The organism is Streptomyces sp. NBC_00386 (assembly GCF_036063235.1).
Classification (GTDB): Bacteria; Actinomycetota; Actinomycetes; order Streptomycetales; family Streptomycetaceae; genus Streptomyces.
This window is the reverse complement of record NZ_CP107950.1, coordinates 2,622,250-2,648,135: the sequence shown is the minus strand read 5'-3', so window position 1 is coordinate 2,648,135 and position 25,886 is coordinate 2,622,250. Positions and strand designations below refer to the sequence as shown.

At 69.9% G+C, this 25,886-nt stretch carries 19 protein-coding genes and 1 pseudogene; 14 read left to right on the top strand and 6 right to left on the bottom strand.

Annotated features, from left to right (window positions below):
- Positions 1-122: 122 nt before the first annotated feature.
- Both OG780_RS11440 and OG780_RS11435 read right to left on the bottom strand, forming a co-directional pair.
- Positions 123-422 carry a hypothetical protein gene (locus OG780_RS11440; protein ID WP_328447268.1) on the bottom strand — a complete coding sequence of 100 codons (300 nt, stop codon included), beginning with the start codon at positions 420-422 and terminating at the stop codon, positions 123-125.
- Positions 423-446: 24 nt separating this feature from the next.
- Positions 447-1,661 (bottom strand): IS110 family transposase, encoded by a 1,215-nt coding sequence (locus OG780_RS11435; RefSeq protein ID WP_328447266.1) that lies wholly within the window; start codon positions 1,659-1,661, stop codon positions 447-449.
- 294 nt (positions 1,662-1,955) lie between these two features.
- Between OG780_RS11435 and OG780_RS11430 the strand changes: the two genes are divergently transcribed.
- Positions 1,956-2,723 carry a transposase gene (locus OG780_RS11430; RefSeq protein ID WP_328447264.1) on the top strand — a complete coding sequence of 256 codons (768 nt, stop codon included), beginning with the start codon at positions 1,956-1,958 and terminating at the stop codon, positions 2,721-2,723.
- 265 nt (positions 2,724-2,988) lie between these two features.
- Here the strand turns inward: OG780_RS11430 and OG780_RS11425 are convergent, their stop codons facing one another.
- The 3 genes from OG780_RS11425 to OG780_RS11415 are packed head-to-tail and all read right to left on the bottom strand — an operon-like array spanning position 2,989 to position 7,156.
- The gene (locus tag OG780_RS11425; RefSeq protein ID WP_328447262.1) at positions 2,989-3,510 is read right to left on the bottom strand and encodes a DUF6262 family protein; all 522 of its coding nucleotides are present in this window, start codon (positions 3,508-3,510) and stop codon (positions 2,989-2,991) included.
- Entirely contained in the window at positions 3,507-5,993 is a 2,487-nt protein-coding gene (locus OG780_RS11420) for a tyrosine-type recombinase/integrase (RefSeq protein WP_328447260.1), read from the bottom strand. Before OG780_RS11420 ends, OG780_RS11425 begins: the two co-directional genes overlap by 4 nt.
- Positions 5,990-7,156, bottom strand: coding sequence for a tyrosine-type recombinase/integrase (locus OG780_RS11415; protein ID WP_328447258.1), 1,167 nt, complete (start codon positions 7,154-7,156; stop codon positions 5,990-5,992). Before OG780_RS11415 ends, OG780_RS11420 begins: the two co-directional genes overlap by 4 nt.
- 124 nt (positions 7,157-7,280) lie before the next feature.
- On the opposite strand from OG780_RS11415, the pseudogene OG780_RS11410 reads away from it, so the two are divergent.
- From OG780_RS11410 to OG780_RS11380, 7 genes and pseudogenes are all read left to right on the top strand, one after another.
- Positions 7,281-8,468: pseudogene (locus tag OG780_RS11410) on the top strand (DUF4192 domain-containing protein); the annotation flags it as partial.
- 392 nt (positions 8,469-8,860) lie between these two features.
- A complete protein-coding gene (locus tag OG780_RS11405) occupies positions 8,861-10,996 on the top strand; it encodes a glycogen debranching N-terminal domain-containing protein (RefSeq protein ID WP_328447256.1) in 2,136 nt (711 codons plus the stop codon).
- 129 nt (positions 10,997-11,125) lie between these two features.
- Positions 11,126-11,884 carry an NUDIX hydrolase gene (locus tag OG780_RS11400; protein WP_261707644.1) on the top strand — a complete coding sequence of 253 codons (759 nt, stop codon included), beginning with the start codon at positions 11,126-11,128 and terminating at the stop codon, positions 11,882-11,884.
- A 123-nt stretch (positions 11,885-12,007) separates the two neighbouring features.
- On the top strand, positions 12,008-13,771 hold the full coding sequence (locus OG780_RS11395) for an ABC transporter ATP-binding protein (protein WP_328447246.1): 1,764 nt from the start codon (positions 12,008-12,010) through the stop codon (positions 13,769-13,771).
- Between the two features lie 162 nt (positions 13,772-13,933).
- Entirely contained in the window at positions 13,934-14,821 is an 888-nt protein-coding gene (locus OG780_RS11390) for a FadR/GntR family transcriptional regulator (protein WP_328447244.1), read from the top strand.
- A gap of 408 nt (positions 14,822-15,229) precedes the next feature.
- Positions 15,230-16,765 (top strand): RNA polymerase sigma factor, encoded by a 1,536-nt coding sequence (locus tag OG780_RS11385; RefSeq protein WP_328447242.1) that lies wholly within the window; start codon positions 15,230-15,232, stop codon positions 16,763-16,765.
- Between the two features lie 132 nt (positions 16,766-16,897).
- The gene (locus tag OG780_RS11380; RefSeq protein ID WP_328447240.1) at positions 16,898-17,716 is read left to right on the top strand and encodes a S1 family serine peptidase; all 819 of its coding nucleotides are present in this window, start codon (positions 16,898-16,900) and stop codon (positions 17,714-17,716) included.
- 109 nt (positions 17,717-17,825) lie between these two features.
- Here the strand turns inward: OG780_RS11380 and OG780_RS11375 are convergent, their stop codons facing one another.
- A complete protein-coding gene (locus tag OG780_RS11375) occupies positions 17,826-18,056 on the bottom strand; it encodes a DUF7455 domain-containing protein (RefSeq protein ID WP_103549626.1) in 231 nt (76 codons plus the stop codon).
- Between the two features lie 441 nt (positions 18,057-18,497).
- On the opposite strand from OG780_RS11375, the gene OG780_RS11370 reads away from it, so the two are divergent.
- From OG780_RS11370 to OG780_RS11345, 6 genes are all read left to right on the top strand, one after another.
- Positions 18,498-20,621 carry a DNA gyrase/topoisomerase IV subunit B gene (locus tag OG780_RS11370; RefSeq protein ID WP_328447232.1) on the top strand — a complete coding sequence of 708 codons (2,124 nt, stop codon included), beginning with the start codon at positions 18,498-18,500 and terminating at the stop codon, positions 20,619-20,621.
- A 657-nt stretch (positions 20,622-21,278) separates the two neighbouring features.
- The gene (locus OG780_RS11365) at positions 21,279-21,806 is read left to right on the top strand and encodes a DUF1453 domain-containing protein (protein WP_328447230.1); all 528 of its coding nucleotides are present in this window, start codon (positions 21,279-21,281) and stop codon (positions 21,804-21,806) included.
- Positions 21,803-22,954, top strand: a complete 1,152-nt coding sequence (locus OG780_RS11360; RefSeq protein WP_328447228.1) for a sensor histidine kinase — start codon at positions 21,803-21,805, stop codon at positions 22,952-22,954. Before OG780_RS11365 ends, OG780_RS11360 begins: the two co-directional genes overlap by 4 nt.
- Positions 22,951-23,637: a response regulator transcription factor gene (locus OG780_RS11355; protein WP_328447226.1), complete on the top strand. Its 687-nt coding sequence runs from the start codon at positions 22,951-22,953 to the stop codon at positions 23,635-23,637. The genes OG780_RS11360 and OG780_RS11355 overlap by 4 nt, the downstream gene beginning before the upstream one ends.
- A 105-nt stretch (positions 23,638-23,742) precedes the next feature.
- Positions 23,743-24,231, top strand: a complete 489-nt coding sequence (locus tag OG780_RS11350) for a DUF485 domain-containing protein (RefSeq protein WP_328447224.1) — start codon at positions 23,743-23,745, stop codon at positions 24,229-24,231.
- Positions 24,228-25,820, top strand: a complete 1,593-nt coding sequence (locus OG780_RS11345) for a solute symporter family protein (protein ID WP_328447222.1) — start codon at positions 24,228-24,230, stop codon at positions 25,818-25,820. The genes OG780_RS11350 and OG780_RS11345 overlap by 4 nt, the downstream gene beginning before the upstream one ends.
- Positions 25,821-25,886 lie beyond the last annotated feature (66 nt).

The following is a 25,886-nucleotide window of genomic DNA, read 5'->3' as shown; positions in this document are numbered from 1 at the left end:
ATCGCCGATGGGGGGGTGCCTCTATGTCTTTGGTCAAGTAGGGAGGGTCCTGTGCGGAAATTTCGCAGCCTTGGACGACGTGAAGGCGGGCTGACTACGAGTGCGAGTCCGGGGCGGGTTGATCAGGGCAGATCTTCGTCCGGGTATAGGTATGTGTCGTTCTCGGCGTAGTAGACGACTGCCTCGCATGCCTGTTGCGGGGAAGGAATGGCCCCGTCATGGTGTGCGCGCCAGGTGTCCAGGACGTCGTGGATCAGGGCGGTTTCCAAGAGGTAGGTGCGGCCCTCTGCATCTGGCTGGCCGGTGCCTTCCCGGTTGGCGACAGCCATCGCGTCGCTCTGCGCAGTCCAGGGCTCGCTGGCGAATACGGTCAGACCGTCGTCCTTCTCAGTCAGTTGGCTGATCAGTTCTGCAAGTGTCATGGGTACTCCGGCTCGGCTCATCGGCTAACTGGAGAGTCCCATGTGGCGTGGGGTTCTGGGTTCGTAGAAGGTGCCGTCGCGGAGCATCGCGAAGAGCACGTTGATCCGCTGACGGGCAAGGCGGAGAAGGGCCTGGGTGTGGGTCTTTCCGCGGGCTCGGCATTTGTCGTAGTAGGTGCGGGAGGCGGGATCGTGCAGTGCGGCGAACGCGGACAGGAACATTGCGCGCTTGAGCTGCCGATTGCCGCCTCTGGGCGCGTGTTCGCCGTGTATCGAGGTCCCCGACGACTTCGTCGTCGGGGCGAGGCCGGCGTAGGAGGCCAGGTGAGCGGCGGTGGGGAAGCTGGTGCCGTCGCCGACGGTGACCAGCAAGGTGGCGGCGGTCCTGACCGCGACCCCCGGGATCGAGGTCAGGACCGTGGAAAGAGGGTGAGCCTCCAGCAAGCGCCCGATCTGCGCTTCCAGAGCTCGGCGCTGTTCGTGAACGGCCGCGAGCGAGCGGGCCAGCGACGGGATCACGACGTCGAGGGTGCCGGTGCCCGGGACCACGACGGTCTGCTCGTCGAGCGCGTCGAAGACGTCGTCGATCAGCCGCTGAGCCATGCGCGGGGCCTTGGGCCGGATCAGATCAACCAGCCTGCGGCGTCCGGCTTTGCGCAGGGAGGCCGGAGATCCGTGGCGTTCCAGCAGCCAGGTCACGGCCTGATGGTCCAGGCGCGGCCCGAGGACGCGCTCCAGGCTGGGGTGGAACTGGGTGAGCAGGCCGCGTATCCGGTTGGAGGTGCGGGTGGCCTCGGCCGCAAGGTCCTGGTCGAAGCCGACCAGAACGGTCAGCTCGGCGGTGATCTCGTCGGTCAACTCCAGCGAGCGCAGGGTGTGCGGCATGGTGCGGGCTGCGTCCGCGATCACCGCGGCGTCCTTCGCGTCGGTCTTCGCCTCGCCCGGGTAGAGATCGGCGATCCGCCGCATGGCAAGCCCGGGCAGGTAGGCGACCTTGCAGCCGGTGTCCCGGGCGACCGTCAGCGGCAGGGCTCCGATCGAGGCGGGCTGGTCCACGACGACCAGCACGGTGCCAAACTTCGCGGCCAGCTTGTCGAAGACGGCCCGCAACTTCGGCTCGCTGTTGGGCAGCTGCTTGTCGAAGACCTTCTTGCCGGCCGGGGTGAGCCCGTGCCCGTGATGCGCACTCTTGCCGACGTCCAGGCCGAGGAAGACGCCCACGTCGTCGATGTCGTACAACCTATCCTCCCGAACAGGGCTCGTGCGGTGCTGGTCAGGGCGATGGCGCCGTACGCGCGCATCCACGTTATGCAGACCTGCCGCCGCGAGTTGCCGGGCATTGCGCCCGGCCAGGCGGTAGTCGGACCTCTCATCAGCGTCTCCCACGGCACCCCTCGGGCCCGGTGACACCACCCCCCAGGTCATCCGCTCGACAGGGGGGAACAGTCATGCCGGGCCCGGAGGCCAGCGGTCCTCTTGCAGGACCGCGAAGAAGATAACGGGGGGGCCGTCAGCAATTGAAATGATCTCCGGATGGCTGGTGTGATCACGGCGGTGGAGACGTCCTGGATAGCCCCGTTCACCGGGCTGAGCCCACGCTGCTTCAGCAGGCTGGTGACCGCGGTGCGTCGCGAAGTCGCCAAGGAGCCGCGGCGTGGACGGCCGTGGGGTCTACCACTGGAGGATCGCCTCCTCTTGGTCACGGCCTACTGGCGCACAAACTTGACTTTGCGTCAGCTGGCTCCGCTGTTCGGTGTCTCCAAGTCGGCGGCCTGCCGGATCATCGATGATCTCGGCCCGAGGCTCGCACTTCGGTCCCGCGAGCGGTTCCGTAAGGACACCGTGCTCATCGTGGATGGCACCCTGGTGCCCACCCGGGACCGCTCGATCGCCGAGCAGTCGAAGAACTACCGCTATTCCACGGCTCATCAGGTGGTCATCGACGCCGACACCCGCTTGGTCGTCATCGTCGGCCGGCATCTGCCCGGAAATCGGCACGACTCCCGGGGCTGGGAGGAATCTGGAGCCAAGGATGCTGTGGGCCACACCATGACCGTCGCGGACGGTGGCTACCAGGGAACCGGGCTCGTCATCCCGCACCGCAGGACGAAGGGCGAGGAACTTCCGGCCTGGAAAGAGGAACACAACCGCTCACACAAGCGAGTTCGAGCCCGCGTCGAGCACACCTTCGCCCGCATGAAGAGCTGGAAGATCCTCCGCGACTGCCGCCTCAAAGGCGACGGCGTCCACCACGCCATGCGCGGCATCGCACGTCTGCACAACCTCACCCTCAACGGATAACCGAGAGGGACCTACCAGGGCCGTCAGCATCCGCATCGACAACAAGATCCATTACGGGACAACCTTTAGTGTCCCGCGCCAGTAATCCGTCGGTAGATCTGCCTCGTCTCGGCGGCCGAACTTTGGTCGCCGACCGGGGCGTGTTGATCGTCCGCAGCTCAACCAGAACTACCTAGGAACTTCAGGCGCAGGACACTAGGCCGCCCCCGTTAGATCAGCATCAACATGCCAATCTAATAGGGAACACGTCATGCATCGTCGGAAGTCAGTGGCCGGTGTTGAGCCGGCTGATCAGTTGCCGGTTGGCGGCCCGTGCGGCCTCAAGCTCCTGGTTGCGTTCCTCCAACTGGCCGGTGAGGTCGACGGTGTGCTGTTCGAGCGCGGTGATGCGGCGCTTGAGCTGGTCGATGTCGTCGGGGCCGCCGAGTCCGGAGTCCCTCCACGCCTGTTCGCCGAGGAGTTCGGAGAGTTTGTTCTCCAGGTTGCGGATTCTTGCGGTGAGGCGGGCGGCGCGGTCCTGGGCGTTAGCCAGGTCGGCCTGGAGCGAGGCGCGGGTAACCTGGGGGCCTGCGGTGCCGGCCCGCGGCTCGGTTTCGGCGGCATGGACCTGGGCGAGCAGGTCCTTGTGGCGGTAGAGGAACGCGCGGTCGACGCCTGCCTGGCGAGCGATGCCGGAGACGGTGATGGGCGTGCCGACTTTAACGGCGGCGGCGACGGCGTTGATGACGCGCTGGCGGCGGCGTGCGGAGTCCGCCTGGCGGCCGTCGGCCATGGCTGTGGTGGTCATGAGGTCCTGTCCGGTCGGAAGTCGACGAGTGGCTGGCGCACGGAGGGCAGTCCGAGGTGGACGACGTTGTTGCGGGCCCCTCGCACCACCGCGGTGGCCTGCTCGATTTCGGTGCGCTCCTGTTTGGAGAGCGCGTCGACGGAGTCCTTCACCCGGCCGATCAGACGGCGCACGCGGCGGATCTCCTCGTCGGAGGGCATCGCCTCTGCCTTCGCCCAGGCGTCGGCGTCGATCACGGCTGCCAGGCGCTCGCGGTTGCGCAGCAGGTCGGCGAGGTAGGCCTCCAGGTCCGGGAGGTAGGAGACGTCGGTGCTGAAGTGGCCGCAGCCCACGCAGCGGAAGCGGACCGGGCAGTCGTGGCCGCCCGCGGCGACGTTGGAGGGTTCGCTGCACAGCCCGTACGGGACGGCGACCTCGCCGACGGCTCGGCGCAGGCGCTCGGTGTCGAGCAGGGCCTTCGCGGTGCGCCAGATCCGGGTGCCGTGGCGGTCGAACTGCATGGCGATAACCCGTTCGACGGCCTCGCGGCGCCGTTGTTCCCCGACCCGGTAGTACTGCTGCGTGGTGACGGCCTCCTCGTGGTCCATGAGCTGCTGCAGGACATCCGGGGGAACACCGGCGTCGGCGTGGCGCTGGGCATAGGTGTGGCGGTAGGCGTAGAGGAAGATCTTGCTCTTGTCGAACTCCAGCAGGTGTGTGACAGGCTGCCCGTCGACTTCGACCTTGGTCGGCATCCGTAGTTGCGGCAGGTTCTCGACCCAAGCCCGGTGCAGGGACTGCAGGCGCGGGACGCTGATGGGGCGGGTGCCGTCCAGGCAGCGGTAGGACGTCGGCAGGAGCATCAGTCGGCCGGTCGGGGTGTTCGGGTACTTGGCGCGCACACGGTCCTGCTGGGCGGTGATCAGGCCGGCCGTCGCCTCGGCGATCGGCAGGCGCCGACCGTAGCGGTGGGACTTGAAGTTGTCGTAGACCAGCACCGGCTTGCCCGCCCCGTCGCGCTCCAGGCAGCCGAAGGCGAGCTGGCAGATCTCCACCGGGCGGCGTCCCGTATCGATGGCCAGCTCGACAGCGAGCCGGATCTCGCGCTCGTGTCCCTGCTCCAGCCACGGCAGATGCGCACACAGGGCCTGCATGACCTCGATGGGCAGGTCGTGCCCGACCTCGTCCTCATCCGGGACGGCCGGAACGTCGTCCACACCAAGCGCGAAGTCGTCCGCGAGCCCGTGTAGAAGCTTGTTCGGGCGGGTCAGGCCCATTGCCCGCATCCGCGCCAGCATCCGGCGCAAGTCGACGCACTGCTCCCGCCGGGTCTTGAGCGTGACCTCACCCTGCTGTTCGAGGTAGGCCATACGGTTGAGGTAGGCGACGATGTCGTCGCGGCCCAGGAGTCCGAGGTGCTCTCCCCGGTCGGGGCGCTGCAGCCGCAGGCTCTCCGACAGGCGGTTCAGGGCGCGGACGTGGGCCTGGATGGCGGTGCCGACGTTGCTGCCGCGGCGGCGCGGCATGTCGTCCAGCGCCCAGTGCTTGGCGGCCTCCCGCAGCCAGGGCTGGCTGATCCTGGCGAAGTGCAGCCAGCCGGTCTGCCCGAAGGCGAGCAGGTCCCAGACGTCCTTGCGGCGCTCGCTCTCTGGGGACATCCGGGCGCGTTCGCAGCCCCGGACGATCGTGGTACGCAGCTGGCGGTTCAGGCTGCTCAGGCCTTCGACGGGAAGGTCCTCGACCGCGGTGACCTGGCGCTCGCGCAGCAGGTCGCAGAAAGGGCGGAACTTGTAGTAGCAGGTGCGCGCGCCGTCGCGCACGCGCTGCTGGAGGCCGAGGACGACCTCCGCGACGACGCGCTCCGGCAGTCCCCGCAGGTTTACTTCCCGGCCCACGTCGATGGGCGCGGCGGTGCGCCGCCAGTGTTCCTCGTCGACCGTGCCGTACCGCCGCCGCAACTCCCGCAGGCGGCAGTCGTGGGCCATGCAGTACGGCGACCTTTCTCCGGCCCGCTGCCGCACACACGCAACGGTCTCGCACAGCCCGAACGACGGCAATGGCCCGGTCTCGGGATGGGCGAGGAAGTCCTCCAATGACAACTTCAGTACGGTGATCCGCCGGTAGTGGTGAGCGGCGCACAGCTGCTTCTGCGACGACCGCCACGCCCGCGGACAGTTCGGCACGACGCACTGTCCGTCGCCGACGTAACGGACTTGCCTGGCCTGGGCCGTTTTCAGGTACTCATCGATAGGCAGACCGCTGCGCTTCCAGCGCGGCCGGCAGCCCGAACACAGGCCGCACGCGTAGGTACTGCCCCTGTCGCATCCTGGATTGATGCAGGCGCGGGTACCGAGCTGGGGGTGCTCCCGGGGGAAGTGGAGCACGCGAACCTCCGGGTCCCAGCCCAGCAGGTCCAGGAAGCACTTCTCGACCGCCAGCCACAGCGCGGCGGCGATCGGATCACCGCTCCCGGTGCCGGTCCGGGCCAGCAGGGCGGCGGTCACCGGGTGCCCTCGGCGGTCAGCTCACGCGGGCTGGCGACCCGCTCAACCGCTTCCCGCAGGCGGGTGGGTGCCGGGTGCAGGTACGGCTGGGCGGAGGCCGGGTGGTTCTGGCCCAGCAGCGCCTGGATCTCGTCCAGGGTGCCGCCGGCATCCGCCACGTTGCTCGCGAACCCGTGCCGCATCCGGTGCGGCGCGACCGGCCCTTCCAGGCCGGCCCGGCGGGCGAGGGCCTCGACGAGGTCGCCGATCGCGCCGGGGGTGACCGGTGATCCCAGCGGGGCGCGGAACAGGTTCACCAGCAGGAAGTCGCTGCCGCCCGCGCCGAGCCGCTCGTGGCGTTCGGCCCCGTACTGGTCGAAGGCCTGGACCACCAGGAAGTCCACCGGCTGCACCCACCGGCGCCGCGACTTCGACCACGCACCGTTCGAGTTCTCCCGGCGCACCACGTGCAGGTGTGCACCCTCCGACGCGCAACCCAGCACGCGTGAGTCCATCAAGAGGTGGCAGTCCTCCCGGCGCAGTCCCGCCACTTGGCCGCGGCGCAGCCCAACCCGGGCGAGCAGGAGCACGATCAGGCGGTCCCGGGCGTTGCGGCACGCCCGAAACATCGCCACCACCTGCTCGTCGCTGGTCCGGTCCACCTCCGACACCGGCTCCTGGAGACGATGGCGGGCCTTCAGACGGTAGGCCAGCCCGGTCCCTTCACCCCGCGCCTCCTGCGGCAGGCTCCGGGTGTCGGCGAGCTCGTAGATCACGCCCAGCACCCAGTCGGGCGCCGCGCCGTCGCGGATCGCGTGCGCGAGAAACCCCCGGACCCCGGTCAGGATCCGGTTGATCCGGCGCTCACCGCGCACCGGCTCGGCTCCCGGCCCCATCCGCACCGTGCCGATGCTGCCGTCGGGCTCGATCGGGGTGTACTTCAGCCACACCATGAACAGGCCCAGGTCCTGCGCCGCCTCCTGCCACCGTCGCCCCGTCCGCAAGCACCAGGAGAGGTACAGGGCGGCATCACCGGCGTAAGCCTTCGTGGTCAGCTCCGCACGGTTCTGGCCGAAGCGCAGATGGCGAAGCCACCGGTCCGCCGGACATACCACCTCCATGCGGTCATCGATGACCGTCCAGTAGCGCGTCCCGGACGGCATCCGTACTGGAAATGCTCGCACTTCTCACCTCTGGCTCTGTGACTTCAGCAACGACCAGCCACAGAGCGACACCCCCTGAGAACCGGCTCCCGGCTCCCAACGAGGAGACATCCCCCGACGTCACGCCACAGGACCATGACCCCCTGAGAACGGGAACGGCGAATCGGGACGGGACGTGATGGAACGTCTGCGCCCGCTCGCACAGCTGCTGCGGACGGCCTGCGGACGTCTCGACGTTCCGGTGATCGAGGCACTATGCATCTCCGACGGCCGTTTCTGGACCTACACCTGCCCAGGTCAGGGATGCTGCCCGGCGGAAGGCACCTCGATGGGGCTGCCGGGCACGTCCGTCCTTGCCGCCGCCGCGACGTACGCGGGCCTTCAGGTGCGCGGATCCCTGAAGGACCTGACAGCCAGGTTTCTTCCCTGGGAGTCCACCGCCGCGCTGGGCCAGGAGGTGGCGCTGGACACGGCCAGCATGGCTCTCGTACCGAGGATCCTGGAGGACGACAGCCGAGCCGAGGTGGCCGAGGAGGTCCTCGCACTGGCCCGGCGGATCAAAGACCGGTTCGCGGCGGCCTTCCCCGTGTCGGGCACGCGTCCGTCGGACCTGCGCGACGACGGACTCCTCGAGAACGACGAGGCCGCCACGCTGATTCTCGGCCTGCAGGACCGCACCACCCGTGACCGCGCCGCGCAGTGGATGGAGGGCGACGAGGCCGCCCCGGCGCTGTGCCTGTGGCGGGCACTGGCCCGTCGCTGCGTCGGCCCCTACCGCGAGCACGCAGCGGCACCCCTCACCCTCGCGGGATGGGTCGCCTGGTCCATGGGCGACGAACTGGAGGCACGGGAAGCGCTCGCCATGGCGCTCGGCGCCGATCCCGACTATCTGTTCGCCCGCCTTCTCCACCAGGCATGCAATGAAGGACTGGATCCGGAATCCGTCCGGCGCTGTCTGCGCGCCGAGCGCACGGACCACGGCCCGGCCGACACGGAGCGGCCGATCGACTCCGGCAGGCCACTGCCGGAGGACGGCCTGACGGTGCCCGGTTCCGCCCGGGAACCGGCCGGCCCGAAGACGACCGGTTCCCACACGCCGGACACCCCGCCCTTGGCGCCTGGCGCTCGGCGTCGCCGCAGGCCCCGACCGGCCGCGATCGGCGGCGGCCGACCGGGCCGTCGAGGTCCCGGGACCTCGAACAGCCAAGGGTGCCGCCCGGCGGCCGGTGCCTCACCGGCCGGGGACCGGCCACGGCGAGTGGCGGACCGGGCGGACGGCCGGCCGCGGAGGCGGGGCGACAGCGAGCAGCACGGTGCCGGGGAGGACTCGTGAGCGGCTGGGGCACAGCACGGTGGAACAGGTCCGGGACGAAGTCCGGCCGACATGCTCGGCCGAGGCGGGGCGGGGTTTCCGACGCGGCGGGCCGCGTCCCCATCCCACCGCTGCCGGACGGCGCGTTCTCCGCCGGGCCCGGTCACCTTCCTAGCGGTCACCTTCCGAGCGGTCGGCGACCACTCGACCGGTGCTCGTGCAACCGGTGGGCTGCCCCACCGCCATTCGGTCGGCTTCCTGGGCACATGCGTGACCCCGGACAGGGCTGTCCCGTTCACCTGAGTGGCGGAATCCCTGGCCGGATTGCGCCGCCGCAACGCCCGCGACCCCGCGGAGCCCCCACCCGGAGCGGAGCGCGCTCCAGGCGCACCGAGCGCGGAGGAAGCCACCCCATGCCCATGCCTCATCCGTCCTCGGCACCCGACGGCGGCCGTCCGACCGGGCACGAGCCCGTGCAGCCCGCCGGACGCGGGGGCGCTCCGGCAGCCCCACGCCCGGGCCGCGACGCGGGTGCGCCCTTCGTCCCGGCAGGGCGCGGACCCGGCACTCCCCGGACGTCCCTTCCCGTGCCGGGCCGGCCGGCGGACCTGCCGCCGGCCCACACCACCCTGATCTGTGCCGCCCTTCCCGGACTGGTGATCTCGACGGAGGAAGGACAACTGACCGGCCGCGGCCTCGAGGGCTTCTACATGGCGGGCCGACGGACTCTGTCCCGCTGCCTGGTCCGGGTCGCGGGCCGGGAACCGCTCGCGATGCAGGCCCGGATGCTCGCGGCCGACCGGGCCCGCTTCGTGGGCACGCTGCGCGCCGCCCCTGACACCGGTCCGGATCCGGACGTGGTCGTCGAGAGAACCCGCCATGCGGAGGGCATCGAACGGATCACCCTGCGCAGCTCGGCCCTTCGGGCCCTGCGGCTGCCCGTCGAGGTCGCCCTCGGGACGGATCTCGCGGACCTGGGCGACGTCGCCTCGGGACGGGGAGGGCCCGAACTGCCCGCCACTGTCCACGCCGCCGGCCTGCGCTGGTCCTGCCCCGCCGGCCACGTGACCGTCTCCGCCGACCCGCCGCCCACCGACGCCCTGGCCTCGGCGGGGATGCTGCGCTGGGAACTCGAACTGCCACCGGGCGGCACCCTCACCGTGGAACTGCGCATCAGACCGGACGGTCAGGGGCCGGTCAGGGCGGTGGGCCGCGGCGCGGCGAGCCCGTTCGCCGAGGCCCGGGTGCTGAGCGACGAGCCCGGAACCGAAGCGCTTCTGAGCATCTGTGTCGATGACCTGCGGGCCCTGCTGCTGCGCGACCCCCGGCATCCGGCCGACACACACCTCGCGGCGGGAGCGCCCTGGCGCTGCGGACTGGCGCCGGCCGAGGCGCTGGCCGCGGCCCGGATGACCCTGCCGCTCGGCACGCGTCTCGCCGCGGGCACGCTGCGCACCCTCGCCCGCACCCAGGTCGCCGGTCCGGGACCGCACTCCGGACTGATTCCGGGACCGCTCCGTGACAGCGGGCCGCACCTGCCGCCGGGCTGCACGGCGACCGAGGCGACCCTGCTGTTCCCGGTCCTGCTCGCGGAGGCCTGGCGCTGGGGGCTGGCCGAGCGGGAGGTGGAGGAACTGCTGCCCGCGGCCGAGCGGTGTCTGGAATGGCTGCGGACCACGGTCGGCGACGGCACGTATCTGCCCGACCCGCAGCCGGGCGGACCGTTCCGCTGCGAGACGCAGGCACACGCGCATCGCGCGGCCCTGCTCGGCGCCGGTCTGCTCGACGCGCACGGTCGGACCGGTGGCACGGGGCTGCGGCAGTGGGCCCAGGCGGTGCGGGCGGCGTTCCGTGACGACTTCTGGGTCGAGGACCTGACCGGTGGCCGACCGGCCGCCGCCCGTACCCAGGACGGGCGCCTCGTGCCCCAGCTCGGTTCGGGCACAGCCCATCTCCTCGACACCGGCTTGTCGGGTTCGGGAGAGACGGCTCCCGGTCTGCTCGACAAGGCGCGGACCGAACAGCTCGCGCGGCTCCTCGGCAGCCCGGCCATGGACTCGGGCTGGGGGCTGCGCAGCCTCGGGGCGAATGAGGCGGCGTACAACCCGTTCGGTCATCGCAGCGGGGCGGTGCGTGTCCACGAGACGGCCGTCGCCGTCACGGGACTCGCCGACGCGGGCCACGAGAAGGAGGCCGGCTCGCTGCTGTGCGGCCTCCTGGCCGCGGCCGAGTCCTTCGGCGGCAGACTGCCCGAGATGTACGCGGGGGAGCAGCGCACACGGGGGAGCGCACCGCTTCCCCATCCGGCCGCCTCCCGGCCCGCGGCCACCTCGGCCGCCGCCGGGGTGATGCTGCTCTGCTCCCTGGCCGGCATCCGCCCCGATGCGCCCGCGGGCACGGTGACCCTGCGCCCGTTCCGGGCCGCGCCCCTGGGAGAGATCGTGCTGACGGGCCTGAGGATCTCGGGCGCTCCCTTCTCCGTGCGCGTCAGCAGACTCGGGCTCGCCATGGTCGAGGAAGCGGGCGACGGACTGCAGTTGGGGGTATGACGTCGCGGTACGCGTACCTGACCGGCAGCACAGCCGACAGGGCTGCCGGTCAGAAACGGAAGTCGATCAACCATGGACCGGGCTCTCGAAGGAGGTGTTTATCGTCAGGAAGACGACTATGATCGCGGCATGCCCTACGACCCGTCAGCCTTTCCGCCCTTCGCCGTGACCGTGGACCTGGTCGTACTGACCGTGCGCCGCCATGCCCTGTGCGCGTTGGCGGTACGGCGGGGCGAGCAGCCGTTCCAGGGGCGATGGGCACTGCCCGGCGGCTTCGTACGCACCGACGAGGACCTGGCCCAGGCCGCGGCACGCGAGCTGGCCGAGGAGACGGGCCTGTGCGCCCACGACCCCTCCGTGCCCGCACAGGACAACGGCGCACACCTCGAGCAGCTCGCGACCTACGGCGACCCCAAGCGTGACCCCCGGATGCGTGTGGTCAGTGTCGCGCATCTCGCCCTCGCCCCCGACCTCCCCGCTCCCCGCGCGGGTGGCGACGCGAACAGCGCGCGCTGGGCACCGGTCGAGGAACTGCTGCAGCAGGGCGGGTACGGGCGGGACGGGGAACAGGCGGCGCCCCTCGCCTTCGATCACGCTCAGATCCTCTCGGACGGCGTGGAGCGCGCCCGGTCCAAGATCGAGTACTCGTCTCTGGCGACCGCCTTCTGTCCGACCGAGTTCACCGTCGGTGAGCTGCGCCGCGTCTACGAGGCCGTGTGGGGCGTGGTGCTCGACCCGCGCAACTTCCACCGCAAGGTGACCGGTACGCCGGGCTTCCTCGTGCCCACCGGGGGCACGACCACACGCCAGGGCGGCCGCCCCGCCCAGTTGTTCCGCGCGGGCGGCGCCACGCTGCTCAACCCGCCGATGCTGCGCCCCGAGGTCTGAGGGAGGCGGCGAACACGGTTCCGGGCCCACGGGCCCCGGCGTGCTCGCCGGACCTGCGAGGCCCGCCGGAGGTGAGCCGCATGGCGCCCGGAAAATCCGAAATGTCGCGCTATCTTGCTGTGAGTGATCCAGGCCATCGGACTGACCAGCAATATGCGCAAGGCGCGTCCGCCCGCCGTCGACGACGTGTCCTTCGAGGCACGCGCGGGCCACGTCACAGCGCTCGTCGGAGCCCCGGGCGCGGGCAAGACGACGGCGCTGAGACTCATGCTCGAACTCCAGCGGGGCCGCGGAATCACCTACTTCCGAGGCAGGCCGTTGCATCGGATCGCCCATCCCTCGCGCGAGGTCGGCGTACTCCTGGGCGAGGTGCCGGGCCATCCGGCACGTACGGTCCGCGGTCAGCTCCGCATGCTGTGCGCCGCCGCCGGGGTACCCGTGCGCCGCGCGGACGAAGTCCTCGAAGTGGTCGGGCTCGTCAGCCTGCGGGACGAGAGTCTGGGCACACTGTCCCGCGGCATGGACCGCCGGCTCGGACTGGCCTGCGCGCTCCTGCCCGACCCTCACACCCTCGTGCTCGACGGCCCCTCGGACGGCCTGTCCGTCAGGGAAGGACGATGGCTGCACGGGATTCTGCGCGCCCACGCGACCCAGGGCGGCACGGTGCTGTTCACGACGGACGACCCCAAGGAGGCCGCGCGAACCGCCGACCGGGTCGTCACCCTGGAGCAGGGACGCCTGGTCGCCGACCAGAAGGCCGCGGAGTTCGCCCGCACCCGGCTCCGGCCGCGCGTGGCCGTCCGCAGTCCGCACGCCGCCCGGCTCGGCTCCCTCCTGACCAAGGAAGCCCGCACGGCGCGGCGCTCCGTGGAAGTCGTGCGTGAGGAGGGCAACCGGCTCTCGGTGTACGGCAGCACCTGCGCCGACGTCGGCGAGACGGCCTTCCGGCACGGCATCCTCGTACACCAACTCGCCGACGAGACAGGGGACATGGGTCTCGCGGCGGCTGCGGCGTCCTCGGACGAGGGCGAGCATCCCGCCGACGAGCCGGGCACTGCCGACACATCAGGAGCGGACGCCTTGTCCGCCCTTCCGCCCCCCATCGCCGTACGCCAGGCCCGGAGCCCGCTGCGCCCCCTGCGCTACGAACTGCGCAGGGCCGCCGGTGTCAGCACCGGCTACCTCACCGCCGCCGCTGTTCTCGTCACCTCGGTCCTCCTGTCCGTCCTCCTGGCCAGAATCGGTCACACGCCTCAGCCGCGCCTGCTGGCAGCGTGGCCGCGCGAACTCCCGCTCCCGCCTGCCGCGCTCGGCGCCGGGCTGCTGGGCGCCGTCGCCTTCGGCGAGGAGTTCCGCCACCCCGCCCTGGCCGCGGACCGCGGCACCGTCCCGCGCAGGCTGGGACTGCTGACCGCCAAGCTCCTCGTCGCCTCGGCCACCGCGTTGATGCTGGCGTTCCTCACCGTGGGATGCGACCTCGAAATGCTCTACCTCGTCTACGGACGGGAGCTCACCGGAGTTCCGTCGGACTGGCTCTCACTGAGCGCGAGTTGGTTCGGCCTCGTGATGGGCTGCGCGTGGGCGGGCGTGCTGGCGGCCGGCATCTTCCGGTCCACCGCCGCCGGGCTCGCGGCGGTCCTCGCCGTGCCGGTCATCGTCGTACCCCTCGTACAAAAGGTTCTGTGGGGGCCGTCTGTGCGGTCGGCAGCCGGATTCCCGGAGCGGCTTCGGGAACTGGTTCTCGTGCAGTGGCCGTTCGGCGGGGAGCGCTACCTGGCTGCCGGTGTGCGGGTACTGGCCCAACCCGTGGGCGGGGCACTGCTGTTGTCGCTGACCGCACTGCTCTGCGCATATCTGCTCACGACCCTGCGGAGCCGAGTCCGATGACGACCGTCCGCACCCTTCCGTTCTCCCTGTGCGCACAACTCCCCGAAGAACGCCCATTTCTTTCCGATAAGGCGTCAATTGCGACGGTGTGAGCGATCACCCTTTCGTGTGCTTTTCACCAAAGACCTCAAGGCAGTTGGAGTAGGCGCCGACAAAAGACCCGTGAGTACCCTTGCGCAGACCATGATGACCGCCGCCCGTTCCTCAGACTCCGGCCTCGCCGGACCGGGCGAACTCGACCGTTACCCCTATGCCGACGCGTCCGGTGCCGACCGCGTCGGCCCTCCTGCGTGGGAGAGCGCCGAACCGGAGCTCGGCCGTGTCGGCCGACGCGCCACCGGCAGCCGCGGACGCGGACTGCACGGCCAGCTCGTCCAGCAGCTCGGCCAGATGATCGTCTCCGGAGACCTCGGCGCGGACCGTCCGCTCGTGCCCGAGGAGATCGGCCAGCGGTTCGAGGTCTCCCGGACCGTCGTCCGTGAGTCCCTCCGCGTACTGGAGGCCAAGGGGCTGGTCAGTGCCCGCCCGAACGTCGGCACGCGCGTGCGTCCCGTCAGCGACTGGAACCTCCTCGACCCGGACATCATCGAATGGCGAGCCTTCGGGCCGCAGCGGGACGACCAGCGGCGCGAGCTGAGCGAGCTCCGCTGGACCATCGAGCCGCTCGCCGCGCGCCTCGCGGCCGGACATGGACGTGAGGAGGTCCAGCAGCGGCTCGGCGACATGGTCGAGATCATGGGCCACGCCATGGCACAGGGTGACGCACTCACCTTCGCGCGTGCCGACTCCGAGTTCCACTCGCTGCTCATCCAGCTCGCGGGCAACAGGATGCTGGAACACCTCTCGGGGATCGTGTCGGCGGCGCTCCAGGTCTCCGGTGGCCCGGTCGCCGGCTGTGACCGGCCGAACGAGGCCTCGCTGGGTCACCACGCGCGCATCGTCGACGCCCTCGCGGCGGCCGACGGTGCGGCGGCCGAGTCGGCCATGCGGCAGCTCCTCACCGTCCACCCCGAGGTGGAGCGTGTCGTGCCCGCGCCGCGCGAGCACTGATCGCGCGCCGAGGGTGACGCGGTCCGGGGCGCGTGTGCGTCCGTGGCGGCGTCGGACCCGTGAGTCATCACCCGTCGGGATCTCGCCAAATCCTTCGTGGATGAGGTGAGGTCCCGACGGTGCGACCGGTCGGCGGATCATGAACTAACCTGGATTGATATGATCTGTCATCTTTTGGGCACTTACGGGGTGTGACTCGGGCCACGCAGATTGGGCGTAACGCTCTTCGGAGCAGCGCGATGACCTAAGAGGTGATAGCCGAGGAAGGAATACAGACGCCGTGTGTGGCGCTGTGCATCTTCCCGGCCCCCGCCCGCGCCGTCGGCCCATCCCCAGTCGGCGGTCGTCGGTTCCTGTCCGCAGTGGACGGGGCCGGAAGCCGTTTTTCAACGTTCCGAGAGGTTGTTCGTGTCGGCCAGCACATCCCGTACGCTCCCGCCGGAGATCGCCGAGTCCGTCTCTGTCATGGCGCTCATCGAGCGGGGAAAGGCTGAGGGGCAGATCGCCGGCGATGACGTGCGTCGGGCCTTCGAAGCTGACCAGATTCCGGCCACTCAGTGGAAGAACGTACTGCGCAGCCTCAACCAGATCCTCGAGGAAGAGGGTGTGACGCTGATGGTCAGTGCCGCGGAGCCCAAGCGCACCCGAAAGAGCGTCGCAGCGAAGAGTCCGGCCAAGCGCACCGCCACCAAGACCGTGGCGGCCAAGACGGTGACCACCAAGAAGGCCACCGCCACGGCGGCTCCGGCTGCCCTCGCCGACGATTCGGCTGAGGACGCCTCCGCAGGCAAGCCCACCGCAGCCAAGAAGACGACGGCGAAGAAGGCCGTCGCCAAGAAGACGGTCGCCAAGAAGACGGCGGCCAAGAAGACGAGCGCCAAGAAGGACGACGCCGAGCTCGTCGACGACGAGACGGCCGAGGAGACCCCGGGCAAGGCCGGTGCGGAGGAGCCCACCGAGGACGGCGCCCAGGGCTTCGTCCTGTCCGACGAGGACGAGGACGACGCGCCCGCGCAGCAGGTCGCCGCCGCCGGTGCCACCGCCGACCCGGTCAAGGACTACCTCAAGCAGATCGGCAAGGTCCCGCTGCTCAACGCCGAGCAGGAGGTCGAGCTCGCCAAGCGCATCGAGGCCGGTCTGTTCGCCGAGGACAAGCTGGCCAACGCCGACAAGCTCGCCCCCAAGCTCAAGCGTGAGCTCGAGATCATCGCCGAGGACGGCCGCCGCGCCAAGAACCACCTTCTGGAGGCCAACCTCCGTCTGGTGGTCTCCCTGGCCAAGCGCTACACCGGTCGCGGCATGCTCTTCCTGGACCTCATCCAGGAGGGCAACCTCGGTCTGATCCGCGCGGTCGAGAAGTTCGACTACACCAAGGGCTACAAGTTCTCCACGTACGCCACTTGGTGGATCCGTCAGGCGATCACCCGCGCCATGGCCGACCAGGCCCGCACCATCCGTATCCCGGTGCACATGGTCGAGGTCATCAACAAGCTCGCACGCGTCCAGCGCCAGATGCTCCAGGACCTGGGCCGTGAGCCCACCCCGGAGGAGCTGGCCAAGGAACTCGACATGACCCCCGAGAAGGTCATCGAGGTCCAGAAGTACGGCCGTGAGCCCATCTCTCTGCACACGCCGCTGGGCGAGGACGGTGACAGCGAGTTCGGTGACCTCATCGAGGACTCCGAGGCTGTCGTGCCGGCCGACGCGGTCAGCTTCACGCTCCTCCAGGAGCAGCTGCACTCCGTACTCGACACCCTGTCCGAGCGTGAGGCGGGTGTCGTCTCGATGCGCTTCGGTCTCACCGACGGTCAGCCGAAGACCCTCGACGAGATCGGCAAGGTGTACGGCGTGACCCGTGAGCGGATCCGCCAGATCGAGTCCAAGACCATGTCGAAGCTGCGTCACCCGTCGCGTTCCCAGGTGCTGCGCGACTACCTCGACTAGGCCTCGGCTGCATGTCGGCGAGGGCCCGACCTCCTCTGGGGGGTCGGGCCCTCGCCGTATGCGCGGAGTGCGTGCCCTCGCTCGCTGGATCACTCTGGGTGTTCCAAGACCCTCCCAGTGTGAGGAGCGCGCATGCGCCGTCCCTACGCCCCGACCCTGGCCCTTGCGGCCGCCACAGCGGTGATATCACTGACGACCCCCGCCCTGGCGTCCTCCGACAGCGTTGTCATAGGAAGCCGTCCGGTCCGGATCTCCGAGAGCCCGTGGACGGTCGCACTGTCCAGTCGTGACCGGTTCGGGGGTACCCGCGCGGGACAGTTCTGCGGAGGAGTGGTCATCGGCCCGACCACGGTCCTGACCGCGGCCCACTGCCTCGGCGAGGATGTGCTGGGGGCGCCACCGCGCGACGCGGGCGATCTGAAGGTCATCGCCGGGCGCGGGGACCTGACGTCCGAGGACGGCAAGGAGATCCCCGTACGAGACGTCTGGGTCAACCCGCACTACGACAGTGATACGAACGCCGGGGACTTCGGCGTACTGACGCTCGCCGAGCCGCTGCCGGCCTCCTCCGTGATCCGTATGGCCGCCTCGGGGGACCGGGCGTACGAGCCGGGGACCGCCGCCGTCGTCTACGGCTGGGGCGACCTGACGGGCGGCGGCGACTATGCGAGCAGCCTGCGTGCCGCCGACGTGCACGTGCTTCCCGACGCCGCGTGCGAGCGGGCCTACCCCGGCGACGAGTCCGGGACCTACGACGCGGCGTCCATGGTCTGCGCGGGAGAGCCGGCGGGCGGCCGTGACGCCTGCCAGGGGGACAGTGGCGGGCCGCTGGTCGCCCAGGGCCGTCTCATCGGCCTGGTGTCCTGGGGGAGCGGCTGTGGGCGTGCGGAGAGCCCTGGTGTCTACACGCGGGTGTCAGAGGCTGTCCAGGCGCTGAACGCGGGCCGCTGAGACCTCTCGGCGATGCGATACGAGTGCGGGCGGTCACACCCTGTATCCAGGGTGTGACCGCCCGCACACCGGCCTGTCGCCGGTACCCGCTCGTCGTTGATGCGAAGGGTCAGCGATCTTCGTCGTTGACGCTCTCGGGAACGGACGTGAGCCGCTCCGTCTCGTCCTGTATCTCAGCGGCGATCTTCTTGAGTTCCGGCTCGAACTTGCGACCGTGGTGGGCGCAGAAGAGCAGTTCTCCGCCGCTCAGGAGGACGACGCGCAGATATGCCTGGGCGCCGCAACGGTCGCAGCGGTCAGCGGCCGTCAGCGGGCTCGCGGGGGTCAGAACAGTAGTCACGTCGCCTCTTCTCTAGCTCGACGAGCTGTCGTACCAGGGTCAACATCCAACCAGGCCGAAAACGTTCCCGCTCGCGGCTTTTCCTCGAAATTTTCTTTCGAGCCAGCTGTCTGCTGCCGGTTGGCGGCGAATGAGCCGTATTGCGTGTCTTTGTGTCTGTACGGGTTCGCGCTGTCTGTCGGGTGTCGGTCCTCCCGGCTGGATTGCCGGTTGTTCATGAGGACGTGCCCGGAGCCTAAATGGTTCATGCCTCGAAGGGAACGTGATATGTACTTCACTCCATCGAGGGATCGAACACCCATGCGATCCTGGACTAGGGTGAGTTCATGCGAGGGTGGTGCTACAACGGCTCTACCAGGCCTCGGTACCCTCTGAACGGCGACCGAAGCCGGGCCCTTACCCAAAAGGGTCTCCCATGAAATTCAGCGAGGAGCGAACCGCGTGACCGCCGATACGTCCGTGCCGTCCACAGCGCTGCTGACCGGAGCAGACCGTGACGGTTCCAACTACACCGCGCGGCACCTGCTCGTCCTTGAGGGGCTCGAGGCAGTGCGGAAGCGCCCGGGCATGTACATCGGGTCGACCGACAGCCGTGGCCTGATGCACTGCCTGTGGGAGATCATCGACAACTCGGTGGACGAGGCCCTCGGGGGCTACTGCGACCACATCGATGTGACCCTGCACGACGACGGCTCCGTCGAGGTGCGGGACAACGGCCGCGGCATCCCCGTCGACGTGGAGCCCAAGACCGGCCTCTCCGGCGTCGAGGTCGTCATGACCAAGCTGCACGCCGGCGGAAAGTTCGGCGGCGGCTCGTACGCGGCCTCCGGCGGTCTGCACGGCGTGGGCGCCTCCGTGGTGAACGCGCTCTCCGCCCGTCTGGACGTCGAGGTGGACCGCAGTGGGAACACCCACGCCGTGAGCTTCCGCCGAGGCACCCCGGGAGCCTTCAAGGCCGACGGCCCCGACGCCGCCTTCGACGCGTCGAGCGGGCTGCGCAAGCTCAAGCGCATCCCGAAGACCCGCACCGGCACGCGCGTGCGCTACTGGGCCGACCGCCAGATCTTCCTCAAGGACGCCAAGCTCTCCCTGGAGCACCTCCACCAGCGCGCCCGCCAGACGGCTTTCCTGGTGCCGGGCCTGACCATCGTCGTCCGTGACGAATTGGGGCTCGGCGAGGGCGGCAGCAAGGGCGAGGAGTCGTTCCGCTTCGACGGCGGCATCAGCGAGTTCTGTGAGTTCCTGGCCGCCGACAAGCCGGTCTGCGACGTCCTCCGCTTCTCCGGGCAGGGGACCTTCAAGGAGACCGTCCCGGTCCTCGACGAGCACGGGCAGATGACCCCCACCGAGGTCACGCGTGAGCTGGGCGTCGATGTCGCGATGCGCTGGGGCACCGGATACGACATGACTCTGAAGTCGTTCGTGAACATCATCGCCACGCCCAAGGGCGGCACCCATGTCGCCGGCTTCGAGCAGGCCGTCGCCAAGACGATGAACGAGGTCCTGCGGACCAAGAAGCTGCTGCGGGTCGCCGAGGACGACATCGTCAAGGACGACGCGCTGGAGGGCCTCACGGCCGTTGTCACGGTGCGTCTCGCCGAGCCCCAGTTCGAGGGGCAGACGAAGGAGGTCCTCGGTACCTCGGCCGCCCGCCGCATCGTGACGAACGTGGTCACGAAGGAACTCAAGGCGTTCCTGACCTCCGCCAAGCGGGACGAGGCCGCGCAGGCGCGGGTCGTCATGGAGAAGGCTGTCGCCGCCGCGCGCACGAGGATCGCAGCCCGGCAGCACAAGGACGCGCAGCGCCGCAAGACGGCCCTGGAGTCCTCCTCGCTGCCCGCCAAGCTCGCCGACTGCCGCAGTGACGACGTCGAGCGCAGCGAGCTGTTCATCGTCGAGGGCGATTCCGCGCTGGGTACGGCGAAGCTGGCCCGGAACTCCGAGTTCCAGGCACTGCTGCCGATCCGGGGCAAGATCCTCAACGTTCAGAAGGCGTCCGTGACGGACATGCTGAAGAACGCCGAGTGCGGTGCGATCATCCAGGTCATAGGGGCCGGCTCAGGGCGGACCTTCGACATCGACGCCGCGCGCTACGGGAAGATCATTCTCCTCGTCGACGCCGATGTCGACGGCGCGCACATCCGGATTCTGCTGCTGACGCTGTTCCAGCGCTACATGCGGCCCATGGTCGAGGCGGGGCGGGTGTTCGCGGCGGTTCCGCCGCTGCACCGGATCGAGCTCAGCCAGCCCAAGAAGGGGCAGGACAAGTACGTCTACACGTACTCGGACCGTGAGCTGCGGGAGACGGTGCTGGAGCTGCAGCGCAAGGGTGTGCGTTACAAGGACTCGATCCAGCGGTACAAGGGTCTCGGCGAGATGGACGCCGATCAGCTGGCCGAGACGACGATGGATCCACGGTTCCGGACGCTGCGCCGGATCAACATCTCCGACCTGGAGGCGTCCGAGCAGGTGTTCGACCTGTTGATGGGGAACGACGTGGCGCCGCGCAAGGAGTTCATCTCGAGCTCTGCCGCGACGCTGGACCGGTCGCGTATCGACGCGTAGCCCTCCGGGCGCATTCCGGGTGGGCCCGCTAGGTGAATGGGGGCCGTGCCGGTACATCCGCCCGTCGCCGTCGGATCAGATGCGGGCTTCGCAGGGAGCGACAGCTCGGTCCGGACGTGAGCGACGGGCATGTGATGTACAGGCACAGCACTCCCGCGCGTCGCCGCCTGAGGGTACATCGTGGGTCCAGAGAGCCCTCCGGCCGCTCTGACCGCGGGCACGTGAGGGCTTGGGCGTGGCGCCTCCCGTGCGCGAAATCAATCCGCTCCGGTCGGCCTTTCGGCCGCGGGTCAGATTTCAGCCCCTCCGACGCACCCATCGTCTGGGAGGCAGGGTCCAGGCCGTCGGACCCGCCCATCGGCTCCAGTGCGTTCTCGGGTGCGGGGGGAAATCCAGTCCCTCCGGCGTTTGAGGAGCGGGCTCTGGGGCGGAGCCCCAGGGGGCGAACCAGGCTTTAGGTCGTCTGGGTCCGGGCTCGGGCCGCCTGGTCGGGGCGCTGTACGGGTGGGATCCACCCGTGGGTGGAGAGACGCGGGTGCGGGGGATCCACCCGCGATCCACCCGGGCGCCGATCTCCCGGGGGCTCGATTTCCGTAGCGTCGATGGGGTCGGCAGCGCTCGCTGCGGACACCCGTTTCCCGCTCACGGAGGCCGCGCATGTCCGGGCTCATGAATGCCGTGGTGATCTTCGCTGTCGCCGTAGTGGTGATCGCGCGCCAGTTCAGCGCACGCCGGATCAGTTCGGACCGGCGCTGGTGGATCGTGCCCGCCGTCCTCGCCGTCATGGCGATGCGCGAGTCCGGCGTGATCGACCCGCACCACCAGATCGAGGCGTCCCTCCTGCTCGGCACGGAACTGGTGACGGCGCTGGCCATCGGAGCCGGATGGGCGTGGACGACGCGGATATGGACCGAGCCGGACGGCGCCGTGTGGAGCAGGAGCACCAGGGCCGCCGGAGCCGTCTGGGGCGTGGGCATCTGTCTGCGGCTGGGTCTGTTCGGCATAGGTGCCCTGCTCGGTGTGCACCAGAACTCCTCCGCCCTGATGCTCGGCCTGGCGGCCACCCTGCTGGTCCGCTCCGGGCTCCTGACCTGGCGGGCGCGGGCCCTGCGGCCGACGGTGACCGGGCAGGGCCCGGCGTACGGTGACGGGGTCGGCCGCGTCCTGAGGAAGGAGCGCCTGTGACGGACAACGCCTGGATGCGCTGGCCCTCTCGTGAGGCACTGTCGCGTGTGGGTGTGCACAAGGCCCGCCGTGTGCTCTCCCGGGTCACGCGCGCCATCGTCCTCGGCGTGCTCGTCGCCACGACACTCACGAACCCGGAGCTCAGCAGCTGGGCGCTCGCCGGAGGCATCACGGGGATCGCGGTGTGCGGGTTCCTCGCCTGGGGCTTCTGGCGGACCACACTGGAACACCGTCTGCTGCCGTCCCTGGTACTGCTCGCTCTGCTCCTGGCGGTCGCGGCTGCGGGACACAGCGCGGGCTTCCGGATTCCGGCGCTCGTCCTGCTGTGCGGGATTGCTGTCGCCGCCATCGAACGGCTGCCCCTCGCGGCGGCCCTCCCGGCCATGGCGGTGGCGCTGAGCGCTTACGCGATGTTGGACAACGACGCCTGGCTGACCACCGCGGCCACCACCGTGGGCCTGGCGCTCGCGGGATACGTCCTGCGCCTCGACGCGGAAGCACGGGCGAGTGCCCAGCGGCTGCTGGCCCAGGAACGCGTGGCCCGCGTGGCCGAGGCGGAGACCGCGGCCCTCGCGGAGCGAGCGCGGATAGCCAGGGAGATCCACGACGTCCTGGCCCACAGCCTGTCCGCGCAGCTCGTGCATCTGGAGGCGGCACGACTGCTCATCGAGAGAGGAGCGGACCGGGAGATCATCCTCGAACGGGTCGTGGCGGCACGGGGAATGGCCCGTGAAGGGCTTTCGGAGACCCGGCAGGCACTCTCCGCGCTCCGGGGCGAGATGTCGCCGCTGGAGGACTTCCTCGGCGAACTCGTGGCCACCGCCGACCGCGCCGGTGTCACGGTGACCGGGGAGCGTCAGCCGCTGCCGGCGGAAGCCTCCCAGGCGGTGCGCCGAGTCGCGCAGGAGGCACTGACGAACGTACGCAAACACGCTCCGGGAGCCGAAATCCACATCCGGCTGGACTACGGAGAGCACGAAGTGACGCTGGATGTACGGGATTCGGGTGGAAAACCGGGCGAACTCGGCGGTTCGGGTGCCGGGTACGGTCTGCTGGGGATGCGGGAGCGCGCAGAGCTGCTCGGCGGCTCGCTGGACGCAGGACCGGGCGAGGAGGGGTTCGTGGTGACGCTGAAGGTGCCGGTATGACCGAGCGGGCGGAGGGCAGGGCACCGGCGCGGGTCGTGGTCGCGGACGATCAGACGGTCGTGCGCGAGGGCATTGTGATGCTGCTGGGACTGCTGCCCGGGATCGAGGTCGTCGGAGCGGCCGGTGACGGGGCCGAGGCGGTGGAGCTGGTGGCCGAACTCGCCCCGGACGTCGTGCTGATGGATCTGCGCATGCCTCGATGCGACGGGGTCGAGGCGACCCGGCGCATCCGTGCCGAGCATCCCGGGACCCAGGTCGTCGTGCTCACGACGTTCGCGGACGACGAGTCGCTGTTCCCCGCGCTGCGCGCCGGAGCCCGCGGCTATCTGACCAAGGACGCGGGAGGCGACGAGATCGTGCGGGCCGTGGAGAGCGTGCTCTCCGGAGACGCGGGGCTCTCGCCGAGCATCCAACGACGGCTGCTGGAGCGGCTGTCGGACCCGGAACCGGAGCCCGGCCCGCCTCCGGAGGCCCCGGACGGGCTCACCTCGCGCGAGACGGAGGTGCTCCTGCTCATCGCCGAGGGCCTCAGCAACCACGAGATCGCTCGCAAGCTCCATGTGTCCACGGCCACCGTGAAGACCCACATCAACAATCTCTTCGCCAAGGCAGGTCTCAAAGACCGTGCTCAAGCAGTCCGTTACGCCTATGGGAAAGGTCTCGTACGGCCGCCCGCGGGATGAAGTCACCTGATGGGGTGAAGAGCGCGGAGACAGGAGTCAGGGAGCCCTCCGATCTGCACATCCTTGGGCACGCGGCAGCAACGGGTCGCGGACAAGGAGAGTTCGGTGGACAAGCACGACGGCGGCGACACGGGGGAGGTCCGGTTCGACGACCCCTGGTACGACGCGCTCGCTTCCGGCTGGGGCGAGTTGGACGGTACGGGCGCGCTCGCTCCCGCCGTGCCAGCCGCTCGTTCGGAGCACCAAGGACGACCGGGCGGGACCGCCCTCGTCTACCTGGAGGTGCAGCGCAGTGCCGCCTTCCAGGAAGTACGCGGCCGGTACCGCAGGTTCGTGATTCCGGCCGTCGCCGTATTCTTCCCCTGGTACGTGGGTTATGTGGTGACCGCGACCACCGCGCCGGGGTTCATGGCGCGGCCCGTCGTCGGTGTCGTGAACGTGGCACTGCTCGCGGGACTCGGACAGTTCCTCACGACGTTCCTGCTCGCCTGGGCGTACGCGCGGCACGCGCGGCTGCGCCGTGACCGGGCCGCGCTGGAACTGCGCTGGAACACCCAGGAGATGACGCGGAACGTCAGGGGTGGTGAGCGGTGAGCGGCCACCATCAGACCCTGGCCCTGCTCCTGTTCAGCGCGTTCGTCGCGGTGACACTAGGGATCACGACATGGGTGAGTCGCCACCGGCACGGTTCGGCCGAAGAGTTCTACGCGGGCGGGCGGCTGTTCTCGCCGATGGAAAATGGATTTGCCCTCTCCGGGGACTACATGTCGGCTGCTTCCTTCCTCGGTATCACGGGACTCATCTCCCTGTACGGCTACGACGGTCTGCTGTACGCCGTGGGATTCCTGGTGGCCTGGCTGGTCGTTCTTTTCCTCGTCGCCGAACTGGTGCGCAACTGCGGCCGGTTCACGCTCGCGGACGTCGTCGCGGCCCGGATGGACGTGCGGCCCGTGCGGGTCGCGGCCGGAACGTCCTCGGTGGTGGTGTCCGTTCTGTATCTGGTGGCGCAGATGGTGGGCGCGGGCAGCCTGGTGTCGCTGCTACTGGGAGGTACGAGTGACGCGGCGCGCAACTGGACGGTGATCGGGGTCGGCGCGCTCATGGTGATCTATGTGTCGATGGGAGGGATGCGGGCGACGACCTGGATCCAGATCGTCAAGGCGGTTCTGCTCATCGGCGGGGCCATCGTTCTCACCGTGCTGGTCCTGATGCGGTTCCACGGGGACATCAACGAACTGCTGCGCACAGCTGCGGGGCGCAGCGGCCACGGCCAGGCCTTTCTCGCACCCGGGCTGAAATACGGCGGTGACTGGACGGCACGCTTCGACTTCATGAGCCTCGGGCTCGCACTCGTGCTCGGCACCGCCGGGTTGCCGCACATCCTGTCGCGCTTCTACACCGTGCCGACCGCGCGGGCCGCCCGGCGCTCGGTGCTGTGGTCGATCGGGCTCATCGGCGGCTTCTACCTGATGACGATCGTGCTGGGCTTCGCTGCCGCTGCCGTCGTCGGTCCCGAGGCGGTGCGCGGATCGAACGCCGCGGGGAACACCGCCGTTCCGCTGCTGGCCCTGGATCTGGGCGGCGGGGCCAACTCCACCGGAGGAACAGTGCTGTTCGCGACCGTCGCCGCCATCGCCTTCGCCACGATTCTCGCGGTCGTCGCAGGAGTCACCCTCGCGTCCTCGGCGGCCGTGGCCCACGACCTGTACGCCTCGTCGCGTCGCCGCCGCGCCAAGCCGCACAGCGAGGTCGCGGTGGCGCGTGCCGCGTCGGTCGGCATCGGCGTGATCGCCATCGGCCTGAGCCTCCTGGCCCGCGACCTCAACGTGGCCTTCCTGGTCGGGCTCGCCTTCGCCGTCGCCGCGTCCGCGAACCTGCCGGTTCTGCTGTTCTCCTTGTTCTGGCGGTCCTTCACGACGCGTGGCGCCGTGTGGGCCGTCTACGGCGGCCTGGTGCCCGCGGTGGTGCTCGTGCTGCTGTCGCCGGTGGTGTCGGGCAGTCCCGAATCGCTCTTCCCGGGCGTGGACTTCCAGTACTTCCCGCTTCAGAACCCGGGGCTCGTCTCGATCCCCCTGGGCTTCGTCGCCGGCTGGCTCGGCACCGTCACCTCGGCGGAGCCGCCGGACGAGGCCAAGCACGCCGAGATCGAGGTCCGCGCGCTCACGGGCGCCGGGGCCGTCTGAGGGCCGAGAGCGACCGCCCTGAGACGGCATGATCCAGACGGCATCCAGCTGTCGGGGGAGTGCCGG